Below are 16,836 nucleotides of genomic sequence, written 5' to 3' on the forward strand. Positions count from 1 at the left end.
GCGACTGCGAAATTGTTCTCTGAGTCTGATAGACTCAATAAATTCATACTTAAGATTAGACGGCAGGTCGATGAACGTATCTACTCAGGTTGCAGAACAACGTAAAGTGTTAGAACAGGCTGTCGCGCAGGCGCTGGAACTGGCGAAAGCCAGCACCGATGGAGCAGAAGTTGCGGTGACCAAAACTACCGGCATCGGCGTCAGTACCCGCTATGGCGAAGTGGAAAATGTCGAATTCAACAGCGATGGTGCGCTGGGCATCACCGTCTATCATCAGAACCGCAAAGGCAGTGCTTCTTCAACCGACCTCAGCCCGGATGCCATCAAACGCACCGTGCAGGCGGCGATCGACATTGCGCGCTACACCTCGGTTGATCCTTTTGGTGCCCCGGCCGATCCCGATCTGCTGGCATTTGAAGCGCCGGATCTCGATCTTTACCATCCGTGGGAGATCGATGCCGATCGCGCTATCGAATGGGCCGCTCAGGCAGAACAGGCGTCGTTGCAGGCTGACAAGCGCATTACCAATACCGAAGGCGGCAGCTTCAACAGCCACGTCGGCATCAAAGTCTTCGGTAACAGCCACGGCATGTTGCAGAGCTACTGCTCTAGCCGCCATTCGCTCTCCAGCTGCGTGATTGCCGAGCAGGATGGCAACATGGAGCGCGATTACGCTTACACCATCGGCCGCTCTATTGACGATCTGCAAACTGCCGATTGGGTAGGGCAAGAGTGCGCACGTCGTGTGTTGTCACGTCTGGCGCCGCGCAAACTGCCAACCATGAAAGCGCCGGTGATCTTCGCGCCGGAAGTGGCGACGGGTCTGTTTGGCCATCTGGTCGGCATGATCAGCGGCGGCAGCGTCTATCGCAAAGCGACCTTCCTGCTGGATTCACTCGGCAAACAGATCCTGCCTGAGTGGCTGACGATTGAAGAGAAGCCGCACCTGCTAAAAGGGCTGGCGTCTACGCCGTTCGACAGCGAAGGTGTCCGCACTCAGGCGCGCGACATCATCAAAGATGGCGTGCTGCAAAACTGGCTGCTGACCAGCTATTCGGCACGCAAGCTTGGCCTGCAGAGCACTGGCCATGCGGGCGGTATTCACAACTGGCGCATTGCGGGCCAGGGGCATAGCTTTGAAGATATGCTGAAGCAGATGGGCCGTGGTTTAGTGGTCACCGAAATGATGGGCTCCAGCGTCAGCGCCATGACCGGTGACTATTCGCGCGGTGCCTCAGGCTTCTGGGTGGAAAACGGTGAAATCCAATATCCTGTGAGCGAGATCACAATTGCGGGCAACCTCAAGGATATGTGGCTCAATATGGTAACGCTCGGTAACGACATTGAAACGCGCAGCAATATACAATGCGGGTCGGTGCTGCTGCCGGAGATGAAAATCGCCGGACAATAAAGACATCGCTTCATGAAAGCAGCCCGCAAGGCTGCTTTTTTTTTAGCCCGACAATAAAACCCCTAAAATTATTCGCGTGACAGAAAGGCGGCAAGTGAATGAATCCTCAGGATATGGCATCAGTAAGTGACTGAGGTGAGTGAGTCTGGCCAACGTGTCTGGAACCTGAAATATGACGGGAAATAAGGAATATTTATGCGTAAGCATGTGATTGCAATGTTGTCTCTCTCGCTGTTGTTCTCTTCAGCTAGCGTATTCGCTGCTGACCTGAAGAGTGATATGGATACCCTGAAAGATGGCCTGAGCGTGGTGAAGAAAACCTCTGATGCTCAGGAAATGCAAACCGCGCTCGGCAAGATGCGCCAGGCGGCGGAGGATGCTAAAAAATCCACGCCGGAAAAACTGGAAGGTCAGGCTGCCGATAGCGCCCAGATTAAGGATTATCACGCCGGTCTTGATTCTCTGATTGCGCAGATTGATGTCGTCGATCAGTTGGCGAAAGCCAACAAGCTCGACGAAGCCAAAACTGAAGCGAAGAAGTTGGAAGATATTCGTAACGCCAACCATAAGAAATTCCGCTGATAACCCGGCCAGCCCTGTGGCTGGCCTTATCTCCCCTCGCATTTCCTCCGTTTAAACGCATCGATTCCCGGCATAACCCGCATTTTTGTGACCTATTTCGCACACTTCATGCGTAGTGCGATCTGGCGCACACACGCCCGTGGGATTTCCACTTTGAGGTGGAAAAGATGCGTCTCCACAGCCTGAAGCGGAAAGCGTAATTTCTTTTCAACGCGAATTATCTCTAATTGTCCGCAGTAAACAGGAGTAGCAAGGTGAGGAGTGAAGCTGTCCCACTGAAACAGAGCACGCCGGAAGCCATTCAGGCGCTGGCGGATAACGTGATGAAGCAAATTGCGGCGATCTACGCTGCGCACCACATCCAAGCCAACGCCGTGCAGCAGCAGATGCTGGCCTCGCATGTGCGGGCGATGGCAGCGCGTTCGCTCACGGGTGAAGCCTTGCCGGAAGTGGAAGCCGAACTGTTTGAAGACATCTCGCCAGAAACCATGGCGCTGGCACAGCAGGTGGTCGATCTGTTTGGCAATCTGCCAAAAGAAGAAGCCTGGCTGCTATCGGTGCATATCGAAGTGGCGAAATCCAACGAAGCATAAATCGAGAGGAATTGAACATGGTAACAGTCGTGATTGGTGATCGTCTGGGTAAAGGTCAGAAAGTCGCAGCAGGGATTGAGAAAGCAGGCGGCCGTGCTGTTGTGGTGCCGGGCGTTGCAGCGGACATGAAGCTGGGCGATGTGATGAAAGCGGAAAACGCTGACTTCGGCATCTCTTTCTGCGGCAGCGGCGGTGCCGGTGCCATCACTGCGCAAAACAAATATGGCTACAAAGCCAAACACGGTATGCGTTCGATTGATGAAGGCGTGACCGCCATCAACGAAGGCGCCACCGTGCTGGGCTTTGGCTTTATGGATAAAGAAGAGCTGGGTGAACGTCTGGTGCAGGCCTGGAATAAAAAACACGGCAGCTAAGCATGAAACAGCAATACGAGACGCAGGTTACGGTGCAGGGCAAAGGCGACAGCAAAGCGAAAGCCTTTTCCGATGCACTGAGCAAGGTGCAGCAGCAAGTGCTGCGCACCAGCCAAAAGATTCTGTTGCGCATTGAACCCATAGATGTGCGGGTGCTGCGCGCGCAGGAGAGCGTACGCACAGAGAAGTTCTTGTTCTTCTTTCTGGCGCGCGAACGACGGAATTACAGCGTCGAGCTGGAAATCACCGTCAGCGTCACCGTGATCGACACCGACAAGGTGGATTTCATCGCGACGAAATAAAAACGACAACAAAGGGTACAACAACATGTTTTTAATCATTTTGTTTAAGTCGTTGATCATTGGTGGATTGGTTGGCGTTGGGGTAGGAGCGGGCGCAGCGCGCATGTTCCATGCACCGACCACGCAAGGTATGGGCGCGTTTCGTACCTTGGGTGAACTCAATTCCTGTGAGGGCGATCCCGCTTCGCACTTCTCCTTTGGTCTTGGCTTCTTCTTTAACGCCTGGGCATCGTCTGTGGCTGCAGGTTCCTTCACTCAGGACGTTGATCACCGCATTCTGCCTAACTGGGGCGCAGCCGCGTTGATGGTGAAAAACCGCAACGTCGCCGAAACCCTGCATAACCCAAAACGCATGGCGATTGCCTGCGGCATCATCGGCATGATCGTGGTGGCGTTCCTCAACAGCACGGCTTCTGCAGTGCCTGCAGCGTTGCAGGTTACGGCGGTTAAAGTGCTGGTGCCGGCGGCCAACCTGCTGGTGAACACCGTGATGCCGGTGATCTTCTGGCTGGCAGCGATTGATGCCGGTAAGAAATCCGGTTTCTGGGCGACCATCTTTGGTGGTCTGGCGCAGTTGATCATGGGCAATGCCGTACCGGGTCTGGTGCTGGGTATCCTGATTGGTAAAGGCGTGGAAGAGAGCGGCTGGAACAAAGTCACTAAAGTGATGATGTTCGCGATTGTGCTGCTGTTCGCTCTGAGCGGCTTCTTCCGTGGTTTCGACATGAAACTGCTGCAATCCTTCCAACTTGGCATTCCTGGCTGGCTGGACATGATTCACAACAGCCTGAGCGGCAAATAAGGAGCCTTGAGAATGAACGAGACCGAAAACAAAGGGTTCTGGTACGCCGACTGGTCTTTCCCGATCTTTGTTGGCGTGCTGTCCGCCGGGGTGTTTGCCGGTACGCACATGTACTACCTGTACGGCATCGGTGCATTTAACGAAGTGGCGTTTGTTTCGATGCTGCGTTCCGGCATGGAAACCGGCGTGTATGGCGCCGTAGCGGCGTTTGGTGCCAGCTTCCTGTTTGCTCGCATCATCGAAGGTTCGCTGGTCGGGATTCTGGATATCGGCGGCGCGATTCAAACCGGAGTCGGGCTGGGCGTTCCCGCTTTACTGCTGGGCGCGGGCATCGTATTCCCGGTGGCGAACTTTGCGGCATCACTGGCAACGGGCCTGGTGGTGGGTTTAGCCATTGGCTATCTGATTATCCTGGCGCGTAAGTTCACCATCAATCAGAGCGACTCCACTTACGGTGCGGACGTGATGATGGGGGCAGGTAATGCTTCCGGCCGCTTCCTTGGGCCGTTGATTATTCTGTCTGCGATGGCGGCATCGATTCCCATCGGCCTCGGTTCGCTGGTGGGTGCGCTGTTGTTTTATCTGTGGAACAAACCGATCACCGGTGGCGCGATTTTAGGTGCCATGGCGTTAGGCGCGATGTTCCCGGTTTCGCTGTAAAGCTGTCATCGATTTAACGGTCGCCCTTCACGGCGGCCCTACGATTGAACAGTGCATTCTTTGGGGGGCGCATTAATGCCCCCACACAGATGTGATGCAGATTCCGTAGGGTGCGCATCTATGTGCACCAGGCTGAATGCAGGTTGTTAAGGAGTGAATATGTTTGATCTGATTCTGCGCCGCGCGCGTTTGTGCGACGAACAGCTGGTGGATATCGCCATCCAGCAGGGCAAAATTGTCGCGGTCGGCGACGTCAGCGGTTCAGCTCAGCAGGAGCGCGATTTAGAGGGGCGCTATTACGTTAGCGCAGGCTGGATCGACAGCCACGTGCACTGCTATCCCAAATCCCCCATTTATCACGATGAAGCCGATGCGATTGGCATGGCGCAGGGCGTCACTACCGTGGTTGATGCAGGCAGCACCGGCGCGGATCATATCGACGATTTCTATCAGCTCACCCGTTCCGCCACCACCGAAGTGCGCGCGCTGATCAACATCTCACGTACCGGCATCATCACCCAGAACGAGCTGGCCGATATGGCGCAGATTGACGGTGACTCCGTGGTGCAGGCGGTGAAACGTCGCCCGGACTTTATCGTGGGGCTGAAAGCGCGCATGAGCAGCAGCGTGGTGGGTGAGAATGGCATTCAGCCGCTGATTCGCGCCAAAGCTATTCAGCAGGCGGCGGGAAATCTGCCACTGATGGTGCACATCGGCAACAATCCGCCGGTGCTGGAAGAGATTGCCGATCTGCTCACTTCCGGCGACATCATTACTCACTGTTTTAACGGCAAACCAAACCGCATTCTTTCACCACAGGGTGAGTTGAAAGCGGCAGTGAAAAACGCCATCGCGCGTGGCGTAAAACTGGATATCGGCCACGGCAGTGCCAGCTTCAGCTTTGAAGTGGCCCGTCAGGCCATCGCGCAGGGCATTCTGCCCGACACCATCAGTTCGGACATTTATTGTCGCAACCGCATCAACGGCCCGGTACATAGCCTGGCGCACGTGATGTCGAAATTCTTCAGCATTGGCATGACGCTGCCGCAGGTTATCGACTGCGTCACCGGTAATGCCGCGGCTGGCCTGCGCTTAGCGGGCAAAGGGCGCTTAACAGAAGGTTATGACGCCGACCTGACCATTTTTACCGTCAAAGAGGAAGCCCGCCCGTTCGTCGATGCTGAAGGCGAACGGGTTTTGGGTGAGCAACATTTGCTGCCGCTGGCCGTGGTTATCGCGGGTAAGTGGCATCTGACTGATGAAGGGAAAGCTAATCATGTCTTCGATTTATGAAAAATATGACCTGAAACAGGTCATCAATGCCTCCGGTCGTATGACCATCCTGGGTGTTTCAACGCCTTCTGCCGATGTGGTGGAGACCGTCAGCTACGGTTTGAATCACTATTTCGAGATCAAAGATCTGGTCAACAAAACCGGCGCCTACATCGCTAAATTGCTGGATGTCGAGAGCGCGGTGGTGGTTTCCTGCGCCTCTGCGGGCATCGCACAGAGCGTGGCGGCGGTGATCGTCAAAGATAACGACTGGCTGCTGGACAACCTGCATGCCGCGCCGCTGACGGTGCCGCACGATATCGTGGTGCCGAAAGGCCATAACGTGAACTTCGGTGCGCCGGTGGGTGCGATGGTGGCGCTGGGCGGCGGACGTCTGGTGGAGGCTGGTTACAGCAACGAATGTTCGCCTGAACAGCTGGCTGCCGCCATCACACCCACCACGGCGGCACTGCTGTACATCAAATCACACCACTGTGTGCAGAAGAGCCACCTGAGTGTGGAGCAGGCGGCGGTGGTCGCGCGTCAACACGGTATCCCGTTAATCGTGGATGCGGCGGCAGAAGAAGATCTGCAGTGCTACTACCAAATGGGCGCGGACCTGGTGATCTACAGCGGCGCCAAGGCGATCGAAGGGCCGACCAGCGGTCTGGTGATTGGCCGCACTCAGTACGTTGAGTGGGTCAAACGTCAAAGCAACGGTATTGGCCGCGCGATGAAAGTCGGTAAAGAAGGCATTCTTGGTCTGACGCAGGCGATTGAAAACTATCTGGTGCAGCCGAAAACCACCGGTGCAGAGATGGTGGCCAACATGACGCCGTTTATCGACAACCTCAATACGCTGAATGGTGTGTCCGCACGCGTAGTGTGGGATGCAGCAGGCCGCGATATCGCCCGTGCTGAGATCAAGTTCGATGAAGCCGTCACACAATGGCCAACCGGCGAGCTGGTGCAGGCGTTGAAAACCGGCGACATCGCTATCTACTTCCGTGGCTACAAAGCCAATGAAGGCATTATCGAAGCCGACGTGCGCAGCGTCAGCGCCGATCAGCTGCATATCATCTTTACCCGTATCCAGGCGTTACTCAGCGGAGGAAAACGCGCATGAGTCTGAACCCGAATTTTTATCAGGGCCGTCTGTGCCTCAACGTGCTGGCCGGTTCTAAGCAGAACGCCAAAGCGATCTGGCAGGCCGCAGAAGGCCACGTGCTGGTGGGCGTGTTATCAAAAAATTACGCGAGCAATGAAGAAGCGATTGCCGATATGCGCGAGTACGCGGCGCTGATCGACAACGCGCTGTCCGTCGGACTGGGCGCAGGCGATCCTAATCAGTCGGCGATGGTGAGTGAGATCTCAGCGGTGCTGCAACCGCAGCACGTGAACCAGGTGTTTACCGGTGTGGCGACCAGCCGCGCGCTGCTCGGGCAGAATCACACCGTGGTCAACGGTCTGATTTCGCCAACCGGCACGCCGGGCCTGGTGAAAATTTCCACCGGACCGCGCAGCTCGCAGCTGGAAGATGCGATTGTGCCGATCGACAGCGCCATCGCCATGCTGCAGGACATGGGGGGCAGTTCGGTGAAATACTTCCCGATGGGCGGCTTAAAAGCGGTGAATGAGTACCGTGCCGTTGCTGAAGCCTGTGCGCGTCACGACTTCTGGCTGGAACCGACCGGCGGCATCGATCTCAATAACTTCGAAGCCATTGTGCAGATTGCACTCGATGCGGGCGTCAGCAAAGTGATTCCACACGTCTATAGTTCGATCATCGACAGTGCCACTGGCGACACGCGCATTGACGATGTGCGTCAGCTTCTGGCAACGTGCAAGAAACTGCTGTAACAAACGAGTCACAGGTGAAGCTCCGTGAGATTTCCCAATCAGCGTCTGGCCCAACTTTTCGCTGCGCTGCAAAACGAAACGCTGCCGCAGGATGAGCTGGCGCGCCGCTTTTCTGTTTCAACGCGCACGGTGCGCACCGATATCACCGCGCTGAATGCGCTGCTGGAGCAACACGGCGCACAGTTCGTACTGGCGCGCGGCGCGGGATATCAGCTGAAGATCGACGATGTGGCGCTTTTTGACCGTCTGCAGGAAGAGAGCGCCGCGCCGCTGCGCGTGCCGCGCACTTCTCAGGATCGCGTGCGCTATTTGCTCACGCGTTTTCTCACCGCCGCCTATTCTCTCAAGCTGGAAGATCTGTCGGAAGAGTGGTTTGTCAGCCGCGCCACCCTGCAAAGCGATATGGCGGAAGTGCGCGAGTGGCTGGGCCGCTATCATCTGAATATCGAAACCAAGCCGCATTACGGCATGAAGTTGTTCGGCAGCGAAGCGGCGATCCGCACCTGCCTGACGGATTTGCTGTGGCAGATTGATCAGGAGATGCCTGATAGCCCGCTGTTGACGGTGGAAGCGCTACACAGCGGCATCCTGGCACAGCTGGAACCGCTGTTGCAGCACTGTTTTAATCAGTATGCGATTCGCCTGAGCGATGAGGGTGAGCGCTATCTGCAAATTTACTGTGCGGTGGCGGTGCGACGCATCAGCGAAGGTTTCCCGCTCAACGATCCCGGCGCGGAAGATGTCGGTGAAGAGGTGCGCGAAGCCGCGCATCATCTGGTGAATCTGATGCAACCGCTGGTCGGCAAACCGATCTCGCAGGCGGAAGAGAACTGGTTGCGCGTCAATATCGCCGCCCGGCAGATTCAGGCGCTGTCGCCCAGCACCATTAATGCTGATGATGCCGATGCGCTGGTCGACTACCTGCTGAACTACATCAACACCCATTACAACTACCGCTTGCAGCAGGATGAGCAGCTGCGAGCCGATCTGCTCACCCATATCAAAACCATGATTACCCGGGTGCGCTACCAGATTCACATCCCTAATCCACTGCTGAGTAACATCAAACAGCACTATCCGATGGCGTATGACGTGACGCTGGCGGCGGTGACCAGTTGGGGAAAATACACGCCCTATAGCATCAGCGAGAACGAAATCGGTTTTCTGGTGCTGCACATCGGTGTCGGGCTGGAGCGGCATTACGATGTCGGCTATCAACGCCATCCACAGGTGCTGCTGGTGTGCGACAGCGGCAACTCCACACTGCGCATGATTGAAGCGCTGCTGCTGCGTAAATACCCGCAGTTGGTGGTCACGGCGCGTTTGTCGCAGCGTGATTATGAGATGCGCGAACACATCGACGAAGATTTCGTGATTTCCACCGTGCGTTTGAGTGAGAAGAATAAGCCGATTGCGGTGATGTCGCCGTTCCCGACCGAGTTCCAGCTGGAGCAGTTGGGCAAGCTGGTGCTGGTGGATCGCACACGGCCTTACATGCTGGAAAAATACTTCGATGCACAGCACTTTATGGTGCTGGATAAGCCGATGACGCAATCCGCGCTGTTCCGCGTGTTGTGCGATCAGCTGGAGTCAGAAGGCTGTGTGGATGCGGACTTTTATCCCTCCGTTGAAGAGCGAGAAGCGATTGTCAGCACCCTGCTCGGCGAAGGCATTGCGCTGCCACACTCACTGGGATTGCTGGCGAAGAAAACCGTGGTGTATACCGTGCTGGCACCGCATGGCGTGAGCTGGGGTGATGAAACCGCTTCGGTGATTTTCCTGCTGGCGATCAGCAAAAGCGAATACGAAGAGGCGATGGCGATTTACGATCTGTTCGTCACTTTCCTGCGGGAGAGGGCGATGACCCGATTGCGCGATTGCGCGGATTTCGTCAGCTTTAAAGCGGTGGCGATCGATTGTCTCAGCCGGATGTGAGGGTAAATCAGGGTGGGATGAAGCCAGCACGACAGCGTCCGGCCTGCACCCGGCTGACGAGGTTTGGGATGAATGCCAACACGACAACATCCGGCATGCATCCCGGCTGACGAGGTTTGGGATGAATACCCACATTACAACGTCCCACACGCATCCCGCCCCAGGATGTTTGGGAAGCATGTCGACGCTTTACTATTCGGCCTGGATGCCGGCTTGTGATGATTGGGATGAATATCCCGCTACACTGTTGGGGGAGAGTCGGCATTTATGCCGACCAGGTCTTAATCAGCTACGCTGCTTCGCCAGCAATCGCGGGATCTCACGCAAGCACCACGCTTTGGCTTCACCCATGCTATCGCGGCGCCATGCCATAATAATATCCACTTCACGGGTGTATTCGGCACTCACCACACGCAGACGGCCTTCGGCGATGTCCTGTTCCACCATCGGATAAGGCATGGTGGCGACACCCAATCCTGCCAGCAGGGCGCGACGTTTATCGTCCATACTGCTCACCGTCAGGCGCTGCTGTTTATCCAGCAACTGTACCGTTAACACCGGGCGTTCGCGCGCGGTATCGGCCACTGCGATACCGCGATACTTCACGCGCGTCACTTCAGACAGCGGCTCGGCTTCCTGATGAATCGGGTGATCCGGACTGGCCACGTAGACGCTCATAATGCTGTAGAGCTTACGGGTGTTGATCTCGGTTGATGCACGGAAATGCATATCAGGCGCAATCACGATGTCCGCGCGGCCCTGTTCAAGACGCTCCCACGCGCCAGCCAGCACTTCCGTCACCAGCGAAATCTGCGTATTGGCTTTCTCCGCCAGCTTTTCAACGACAGGAAACAGCAGATTAGTGGGGATCAGTGCTTCGGCTACGATGGTGAGATGGGTTTCCCAACCGCGCGCCAGCGCTTCAGCATCGGTGGTGAGTTTATCGGCCGCTTCCAGCAGCACGCGCCCACGCTCCAGCAGCATACGCCCGACATTGGTGAACTTGGTGCGATGGCCGGAGCGGTCAAACAGCACCACGTCCAGTTCCTCTTCCAGCTTCTGCATGGTGTAGCTCAATGCAGAGGGAACGCGGCCCAGTTCATCGGCTGCCGCAGCAAAGCTACCACGACGATCAATAGCATCCATCACACGTAAAGCTTCGAGGGTTAACGCGCGGTCTTTTGCCATGCCGGTTCTCTGTCAGTAAATTTGAATATGCCAGGCAGATTAACTGGCTAACAATCCGGCGTCCAGCCTTTTACCATTAACGTATAAAGCCTGTGGTCGAATCTCACCGCAGTGCGTCGGAGGTAAATCATGATGACAACCCGCTGCGCGTCCGCATGTGGCCAGGCCGATTTCGGTTGGTTGCAGGCGCGATACAGCTTCTCTTTTGGCCACTATTTTGACCCGAAATTAATGGGCTACGCTTCATTGCGTGTGCTTAATCAGGAAGTGCTGGCACCCGGTGCGGCGTTCCAGCCACGCAGCTATCCGCAGGTGGATGTGCTGAACCTGGTGTTGCAGGGCGAAGCAGAGTACCGCGATAGCGAAGGTAACCACCTGATCGCGCGGGAAGGCGAAGCCATGCTGCTGTCGGCGCGGCAGGGCGTGAACTACAGTGAAATCAATATCAGCAAAGATCACCCGCTAACACGTATGCAGCTGTGGCTGGCGGCCTGCCCGGATCGCGAGAATCCGCTGCTGCAGAAAATCGCTGTGCCGCAGCAGACCCGTTTCTTGCTGGCCTCGCCAGACGGCGTGGATGGCAGCCTGCAACTGCGTCAGCAAGTTTGGGTCCATCAGGTGATACTCGCACCCGGTGAGCAGCATACGGTGAAACTGAACGGTCCTCGCGCCTATCTGCAATCCATCCACGGTTCGTTGGATCTGCAGGCAAGTAGCGCCAATCAGGAGTTACTGAGCTGCGGTGACGGCGCGTTCTTGAGTGAAGAACAGCAGATTACGTTGCAGGCGAAAACGCCGCTGCGTGCCCTCGTCATCGATTTACCGGCATAAAAAAAGGCAGCCTGTTGGGGCTGCCCTTGTCTGTGGTTGGGGCGCAACTGACTGCGCCCGTCAGATGAAGATTACTTCAGAATGGTGAACGCGGTCGTTACGTGTTTCACTCCGCTCACACGACTGGCCACATCGGCCGCCGCAGTGGCTTCCTGTTGTGTCACCAGACCCAGCAGGAACACTTCACCGTTTTCCGTGGTCACTTTCACGTTCGACGATTTCACCTGATCGCTCCCCAGCAGCTGCGAGCGGATTTTGGTGGTGATCCAGGTATCGGATGATGACGTTCCGAGGCTCACTTTCTGGCCGGTACGGATTTCGTTATACACTTCGGTGGCACCATCCACGCCCATCGCAATCTGCTTGGCGCGGCTCGCCAAATCAGCCGATGGTGATTGGCCGGTCAGCAGTACTTTGCCCTGATAAGCGGTGACCACGACGCGCGCCTGGTTTTTAATTTGTTCATCTTTAGCCAGTGCGTTAGTGACACGCAGTTCCAGCGTACCATCATCCACTTGCGTACCCACGGTGCGCGGGTCCGTTGCCGTTTTGGTCGCCACAGCGGCGCCGCCTGCCACAACGGCAACACAGCCCTGCAGCATCATGGCAGTTAAAAGAATGGCGACAGCGTTCAATGCTTTCATTTGAGCTCCTTCAGTCATTCCTGGTGTGGGAACAAAGTGTTATCAATCAAATCACACAGGCAGTTCAGCGTCAGCATATGCATTTCCTGAATGCGTGCACTGCGATGTGACGGAATGCGAATTTCCACATCGTGCGGACCCAACAGGCCCGCCAGCTCACCGCCATCATGGCCGGTCAGCGCGACGATAGTCATATCGCGAGTCACCGCAGCTTCAACCGCTTTAACGATATCGCGGGTGTTGCCACGGGTTGAAATAGCCAGCAGCACATCACCGGCCTGACCAAGCGCGCGAACCTGCTTGGCATAAACTTCATCGTGGAGACGATCGTTGCCGATTGCCGTCAGCATGACATTGTCGGCGCTCAGTGCCAGCGCAGGCAGGCTGGGGCGCTCGGTCTCAAAACGGTTAATCATACTGGCGGCAAAATGCTGAGCATTGGCCGATGAAGCACCGTTACCACAACTCAGGATTTTGTTACCGTTCAGCAGCGACTGCACCAGCGTCATAGCGGCGCGAGAAATCGCATCCGGCAGTGCCTCCGCAGCGGCGATTTGAGTCTGAATACTTTCGGTAAAACACGCTTTAATTCTGTCCTGCACAAGACCACCTGGTTCTATCCATCGGCATTAAAGGCATCGGGCAGCCATTCCAGCTCACGCCCGGTAATGGCAATGATGTCAAAACGGCAATTCACCGTATCAAAACTGCCGCCGCGTGCCAGCAACCACCATGCAGCGGTACGCAGCAGCTTTTGTTGTTTCTGGCGCGTCACGCTGGCGGCGGCACCGCCGTAGCGCGCATCGCGTCGATAGCGCACTTCGACAAACACCCAGCAATCGGCGTCTTGCATAATGAGGTCAATTTCCCCACTGCGGCAACGCACGTTGCTGGCAACCCATCGCAGCCCGGCGCGCTCCAGATAGCCACGCGCCTGCTGCTCCTGCTCAGCGCCAATGCGCTGGCGGTTTACTGCACCGGAACGATTTGTCCCTGACGATACTGGTTCCATGCCAACTTCCTGTTGATCACGCAATCCGTGTCGGCGCTCAGTTTGCCGGTGTTGCCGTCAATGGCAAAGCCAGGCACCTGACGCATCTGGTTAAAGTGATTCGCCAGCGTCCAGGCATCAATGCCCATCGCGTAGAGGCGAACCAGCGAATAATCGTTGTTAAACGACTTCGCCGCCTGCTGCATCAGACCCGGATTGTTACCGGAGAGCAGCGGAATATCACTGAACTGCAGGCCATCCATTTCCAGACGGAAGTCTGGACCGGCACCCGCCTGCGCACTGCGTGAGCTGGCATACAGTGCGATGTTGTTGCGGCTGCTGGTGCGCATCGCAATCATCGGCTTGATCAGTTGCAGCTCGTCCTGGCTGGCCACGATGTACACGGCATCCACACTGCCGCCGCTGGCATCGGCTGTTGGCGCTGGCGGGGTGGTTTGCGGCGCTGGGATGGTCAGGCCCGCAACAGCCACGCCGGCAGACTGCGGCTGTTCAACCGTCAGCGGCGTGCCACTCAATGCGATACCGGCCCCGCTATTAATACCTTGTTTCAGCTCAGAAACGCCACCGAAACGCTGTTGCAGTACGGTGGAACCGCCGAGTTTATGCCACTCCTGTGCGAACGCCTTGCTGACGCGATCGCCATAGCTGCTACGCGGTACCAGCAGTAATGGCTGGCGTTTGCCTTGCTCGTAGATATGGTGCGCGGCATCGCGCGCTTCGTCTTCAGGAGAAAGCGCAAAATAACAAATATTCGGATGGTTCTGGATCTGTTCTGGCTCATTCAGCGCCAGCACGTTAAGAGGTGTCTGGCTATTCACCACCGACTCGACGTCGTTTTTCAACAGTGGACCCACCACGATGGTCGCGCCATCCTGCTGTGCCTGCTGCATCACCTGGGCAATCGGCTGGCTGCTGGTGTCATAAACTTTAACCTGAGCGCTGCTGTCCGGCTGAGCAGCCGTTGTCGCCGGTTGTGCGGCGGGCTGCGGCTGTTCGGTCTGTGGCGGCATATTACCTGCCATGGCCGGGCTGACAACCGTGTTAGCGGCAGCGTTAGCATCGGCAGGCTGTTGTGCATTGGCATCGCCAGTCTGTTGTGCTGACGGCTGACCATTGGCATCGGTTGCCGCTGGCGCAGCAGGGGCGGGTTGCGGGGCTGGGGCAGTTAACACGCCATTTTTGGCATCGTTAAAACCTTTCTGAATCGCATTGGCAAAAACCTGTGCCTGGCCATTCAGCGGCAGCAGTAGCGCGATGGTGCTGGTCGAGGCTTTGGTGAAGTTTTGCACCTGGCTAAGCTGCGTCGGCAGCGTTTTCGCGCCCGGATTCTGCGGATAGCGCGTCTGCCAGTCTTTGATCGCGGCTTTCAGCATCTGCGGGTCCTGGCTATTGGTGTGCCAGGTGTTGAGCAGATCCAGCCAGCCTTGCAGGGTGTTCTCATTGGCATTAATCACCAGGCTGTTCAGCTGATCCTGCGTCATTTGCGTCAGAGCTTGCCAGGTGGCGTCAATATTGCTCTGGTGGTCGGCGCCTTGCAGCAGCGGTTCCTGAGCAATATAGGCGCGTAAGAGCGCGAGTGAAGGGCGATTCTGTGCCGCAGCGATTTGCAGTGCGTAGTAGCGTACCTGCTGATCCTGAGACAGGCCATCAGTCTTCACCTGACCCAGCGTCTGCTGAGCGCCGCCGAAATCCTGCTGACCAATCTGCATCTGCGCGCGCAATAATTGCAGTTCCTGCTGCTGCACTGCAGAGAGCTGCTGTGGCAGTTGCGAGATCTGATCGTTAGCCTGCGGATACTTTCCTTCCTTCAACAGGGCACGGATGGCAAGTAATTGCCAGTCGGTCTTGCTATCATCGCTGCTTTGCTGCACCTGCTGCAGATAATAGTCAGACCGGCCAGTAGCAGGCCCCTGAATATTGACGTTGGAGGTTTGCTGCGGTCCCTGGCCGCTACAGGCGGCTAAAATCAGTCCAGCGAGAAGAACAGGTACAAAGCGTCCTGCTTTATGACGTACGACTTTTGAAGGAAGCATACTGTATCCAGTGATGTTTTTTTCTAGATGCTCAATATTAAATCGGCAATTCGGATGAAACAATGAAACAACTCGATCGGGCAGAGATTTCTGCCAGCACGCTCTATATCGTTCCTACCCCGATCGGTAACCTGGGTGATATCACGCAGCGTGCGCTGACGGTGCTTGCGAGCGTCGATCTGGTCGCAGCGGAAGATACACGTCATACCGGGCTGTTGCTACAACATTTCGCCATCAATGCGCGACTGTTCGCACTTCACGACCACAACGAACAACAGAAAGCAGAAGTGTTGTTAGCTAAGCTGCAAGAAGGCCAGAGCATTGCGCTGGTCTCGGATGCGGGCACGCCATTAATCAACGATCCTGGCTATCATCTGGTACGTCGCTGCCGTGAAGCAGGTGTGCGCGTGGTTCCGTTGCCGGGTGCCTGCGCGGCGATTACAGCATTAAGTGCGGCGGGGTTACCGTCAGATCGTTTCTGTTACGAAGGATTTCTGCCCGCCAAGAGTAAAGGCCGCTGCGATGTGCTGCGCTCCCTCGAGAATGAACCACGTACCCTCATTTTTTATGAATCCACTCACCGTTTGATCGATAGCCTGCAAGATATGGTGAGCGTATGGGGTGCCGATCGCTATGTGGTGCTGGCGCGCGAAATTACCAAAACCTGGGAAACCATCCAGGGCGCGCCGGTGGGCGAGCTGCTGGCCTGGGTATTGGAAGATGAAAACCGTCGCAAAGGCGAGATGGTGCTGATTGTTGAAGGGCACAAGGCCGATGAAGAAGCGCTGCCTGCCGAAGCGTTGCGCACCCTGGCGTTGCTGCAAACTGAGCTGCCGCTGAAAAAAGCCGCTGCGTTAACGGCGGAAATTCATGGCGTTAAGAAGAACGCCCTGTATAAGTACGCGCTGGAGCAGCAAGAGGCGTGACAAACGCGGGCGGATCGCCTATTATCCCGCGCCGAAGCTGACCAGACAGTCGCCGCTTTGTCGTCGTCCCTTTCGGGGGAGACGGGCAGAGGGGAGGAAAGTCCGGGCTCCATAGGGCAGGGTGCCAGGTAACGCCTGGGGGGCGCAAGCCTACGACCAGTGCAACAGAGAGCAAACCGCCGATGGCCCAGTAATGGGATCAGGTAAGGGTGAAAGGGTGCGGTAAGAGCGCACCGCGCGGCTGGCAACAGTTCGTGGCACGGTAAACTCCACCCGGAGCAAGGCCAAATAGGGGTTCACAAGGTACGGCCCGTACTGAACCCGGGTAGGCTGCTTGAGCCAGTGAGCGATTGCTGGCCTAGATGAATGACTGTCCACGACAGAACCCGGCTTATCGGTCAGTTTCGACTT

The 16,836-nt window shown here is 56.4% G+C and carries 18 protein-coding genes and 1 other RNA gene; 14 read left to right on the forward strand and 5 right to left on the reverse strand.

Annotated elements, in window-relative coordinates:
- The first annotated feature begins 70 nt into the window (after window positions 1-70).
- The 11 genes from pmbA (at window position 71) to VI01_RS21540 (ending at window position 9,791) form a co-directional block, all read left to right on the forward strand.
- Window positions 71-1,411 (forward strand): metalloprotease PmbA, encoded by a 1,341-nt coding sequence (gene pmbA, locus VI01_RS21490; protein ID WP_045816560.1) that lies wholly within the window; start codon window positions 71-73, stop codon window positions 1,409-1,411.
- Between the two features lie 195 nt (window positions 1,412-1,606).
- Window positions 1,607-1,993: a cytochrome b562 gene (gene cybC / locus VI01_RS21495; protein ID WP_038644492.1), complete on the forward strand. Its 387-nt coding sequence runs from the start codon at window positions 1,607-1,609 to the stop codon at window positions 1,991-1,993.
- Between the two features lie 254 nt (window positions 1,994-2,247).
- The gene (locus tag VI01_RS21500; protein ID WP_045816561.1) at window positions 2,248-2,586 is read left to right on the forward strand and encodes a glycine dehydrogenase; all 339 of its coding nucleotides are present in this window, start codon (window positions 2,248-2,250) and stop codon (window positions 2,584-2,586) included.
- Between the two features lie 17 nt (window positions 2,587-2,603).
- Complete coding sequence (locus VI01_RS21505) at window positions 2,604-2,960, forward strand: SFCGS family glycine-rich protein (RefSeq protein WP_009087404.1); 357 nt, start codon at window positions 2,604-2,606, stop codon at window positions 2,958-2,960.
- Window positions 2,961-2,962: 2 nt separating this feature from the next.
- Entirely contained in the window at window positions 2,963-3,262 is a 300-nt protein-coding gene (locus VI01_RS21510; RefSeq protein WP_034829228.1) for a DUF4312 family protein, read from the forward strand.
- A 25-nt stretch (window positions 3,263-3,287) separates the two neighbouring features.
- Window positions 3,288-4,064, forward strand: a complete 777-nt coding sequence (locus tag VI01_RS21515) for a DUF4311 domain-containing protein (protein WP_034829226.1) — start codon at window positions 3,288-3,290, stop codon at window positions 4,062-4,064.
- Between the two features lie 12 nt (window positions 4,065-4,076).
- Window positions 4,077-4,724 (forward strand): DUF4310 family protein, encoded by a 648-nt coding sequence (locus tag VI01_RS21520; RefSeq protein ID WP_045816562.1) that lies wholly within the window; start codon window positions 4,077-4,079, stop codon window positions 4,722-4,724.
- A gap of 159 nt (window positions 4,725-4,883) precedes the next feature.
- Complete coding sequence (locus VI01_RS21525; RefSeq protein WP_045816563.1) at window positions 4,884-6,017, forward strand: amidohydrolase/deacetylase family metallohydrolase; 1,134 nt, start codon at window positions 4,884-4,886, stop codon at window positions 6,015-6,017.
- Window positions 6,001-7,122, forward strand: a complete 1,122-nt coding sequence (locus VI01_RS21530; protein WP_045816564.1) for a DgaE family pyridoxal phosphate-dependent ammonia lyase — start codon at window positions 6,001-6,003, stop codon at window positions 7,120-7,122. Before VI01_RS21525 ends, VI01_RS21530 begins: the two co-directional genes overlap by 17 nt.
- Window positions 7,119-7,856 carry a KDGP aldolase family protein gene (locus VI01_RS21535; RefSeq protein ID WP_045816565.1) on the forward strand — a complete coding sequence of 246 codons (738 nt, stop codon included), beginning with the start codon at window positions 7,119-7,121 and terminating at the stop codon, window positions 7,854-7,856. Before VI01_RS21530 ends, VI01_RS21535 begins: the two co-directional genes overlap by 4 nt.
- A gap of 24 nt (window positions 7,857-7,880) precedes the next feature.
- Complete coding sequence (locus tag VI01_RS21540; RefSeq protein WP_045816566.1) at window positions 7,881-9,791, forward strand: transcription antiterminator; 1,911 nt, start codon at window positions 7,881-7,883, stop codon at window positions 9,789-9,791.
- A gap of 285 nt (window positions 9,792-10,076) precedes the next feature.
- Here the strand turns inward: VI01_RS21540 and VI01_RS21545 are convergent, their stop codons facing one another.
- Window positions 10,077-10,979, reverse strand: coding sequence for a LysR family transcriptional regulator (locus VI01_RS21545; protein ID WP_038644506.1), 903 nt, complete (start codon window positions 10,977-10,979; stop codon window positions 10,077-10,079).
- Window positions 10,980-11,108: 129 nt separating this feature from the next.
- Here VI01_RS21545 and VI01_RS21550 point away from each other — a divergent pair, with 129 nt between their 5' ends.
- Entirely contained in the window at window positions 11,109-11,810 is a 702-nt protein-coding gene (locus VI01_RS21550; protein ID WP_034829215.1) for a pirin family protein, read from the forward strand.
- Between the two features lie 71 nt (window positions 11,811-11,881).
- Here the strand turns inward: VI01_RS21550 and dolP are convergent, their stop codons facing one another.
- Genes dolP through VI01_RS21570 form a run of 4 tightly spaced genes read right to left on the reverse strand, consistent with a single transcriptional unit; the run spans window position 11,882 to window position 15,499 of the window.
- A complete protein-coding gene (gene dolP, locus VI01_RS21555; protein ID WP_038644509.1) occupies window positions 11,882-12,454 on the reverse strand; it encodes a division/outer membrane stress-associated lipid-binding lipoprotein in 573 nt (190 codons plus the stop codon).
- 14 nt (window positions 12,455-12,468) lie between these two features.
- On the reverse strand, window positions 12,469-13,056 hold the full coding sequence (diaA, locus tag VI01_RS21560) for a DnaA initiator-associating protein DiaA (protein ID WP_034829211.1): 588 nt from the start codon (window positions 13,054-13,056) through the stop codon (window positions 12,469-12,471).
- A 14-nt stretch (window positions 13,057-13,070) separates the two neighbouring features.
- Window positions 13,071-13,466, reverse strand: a complete 396-nt coding sequence (locus VI01_RS21565; RefSeq protein ID WP_045816567.1) for a YraN family protein — start codon at window positions 13,464-13,466, stop codon at window positions 13,071-13,073.
- Complete coding sequence (locus VI01_RS21570) at window positions 13,424-15,499, reverse strand: penicillin-binding protein activator (protein ID WP_045816568.1); 2,076 nt, start codon at window positions 15,497-15,499, stop codon at window positions 13,424-13,426. The genes VI01_RS21565 and VI01_RS21570 overlap by 43 nt, the downstream gene beginning before the upstream one ends.
- A gap of 62 nt (window positions 15,500-15,561) precedes the next feature.
- Between VI01_RS21570 and rsmI the strand changes: the two genes are divergently transcribed.
- On the forward strand, window positions 15,562-16,425 hold the full coding sequence (gene rsmI / locus VI01_RS21575) for a 16S rRNA (cytidine(1402)-2'-O)-methyltransferase (RefSeq protein ID WP_034829205.1): 864 nt from the start codon (window positions 15,562-15,564) through the stop codon (window positions 16,423-16,425).
- A gap of 33 nt (window positions 16,426-16,458) precedes the next feature.
- An RNA gene (rnpB, locus tag VI01_RS24580) (RNase P RNA component class A) lies at window positions 16,459-16,835 on the forward strand.
- Window position 16,836 lies beyond the last annotated feature (1 nt).

This window comes from Pantoea sp. SM3 (assembly GCF_000963995.1).
In the GTDB taxonomy this organism is placed as follows: domain Bacteria; phylum Pseudomonadota; class Gammaproteobacteria; order Enterobacterales; family Enterobacteriaceae; genus Pantoea; species Pantoea rwandensis_B.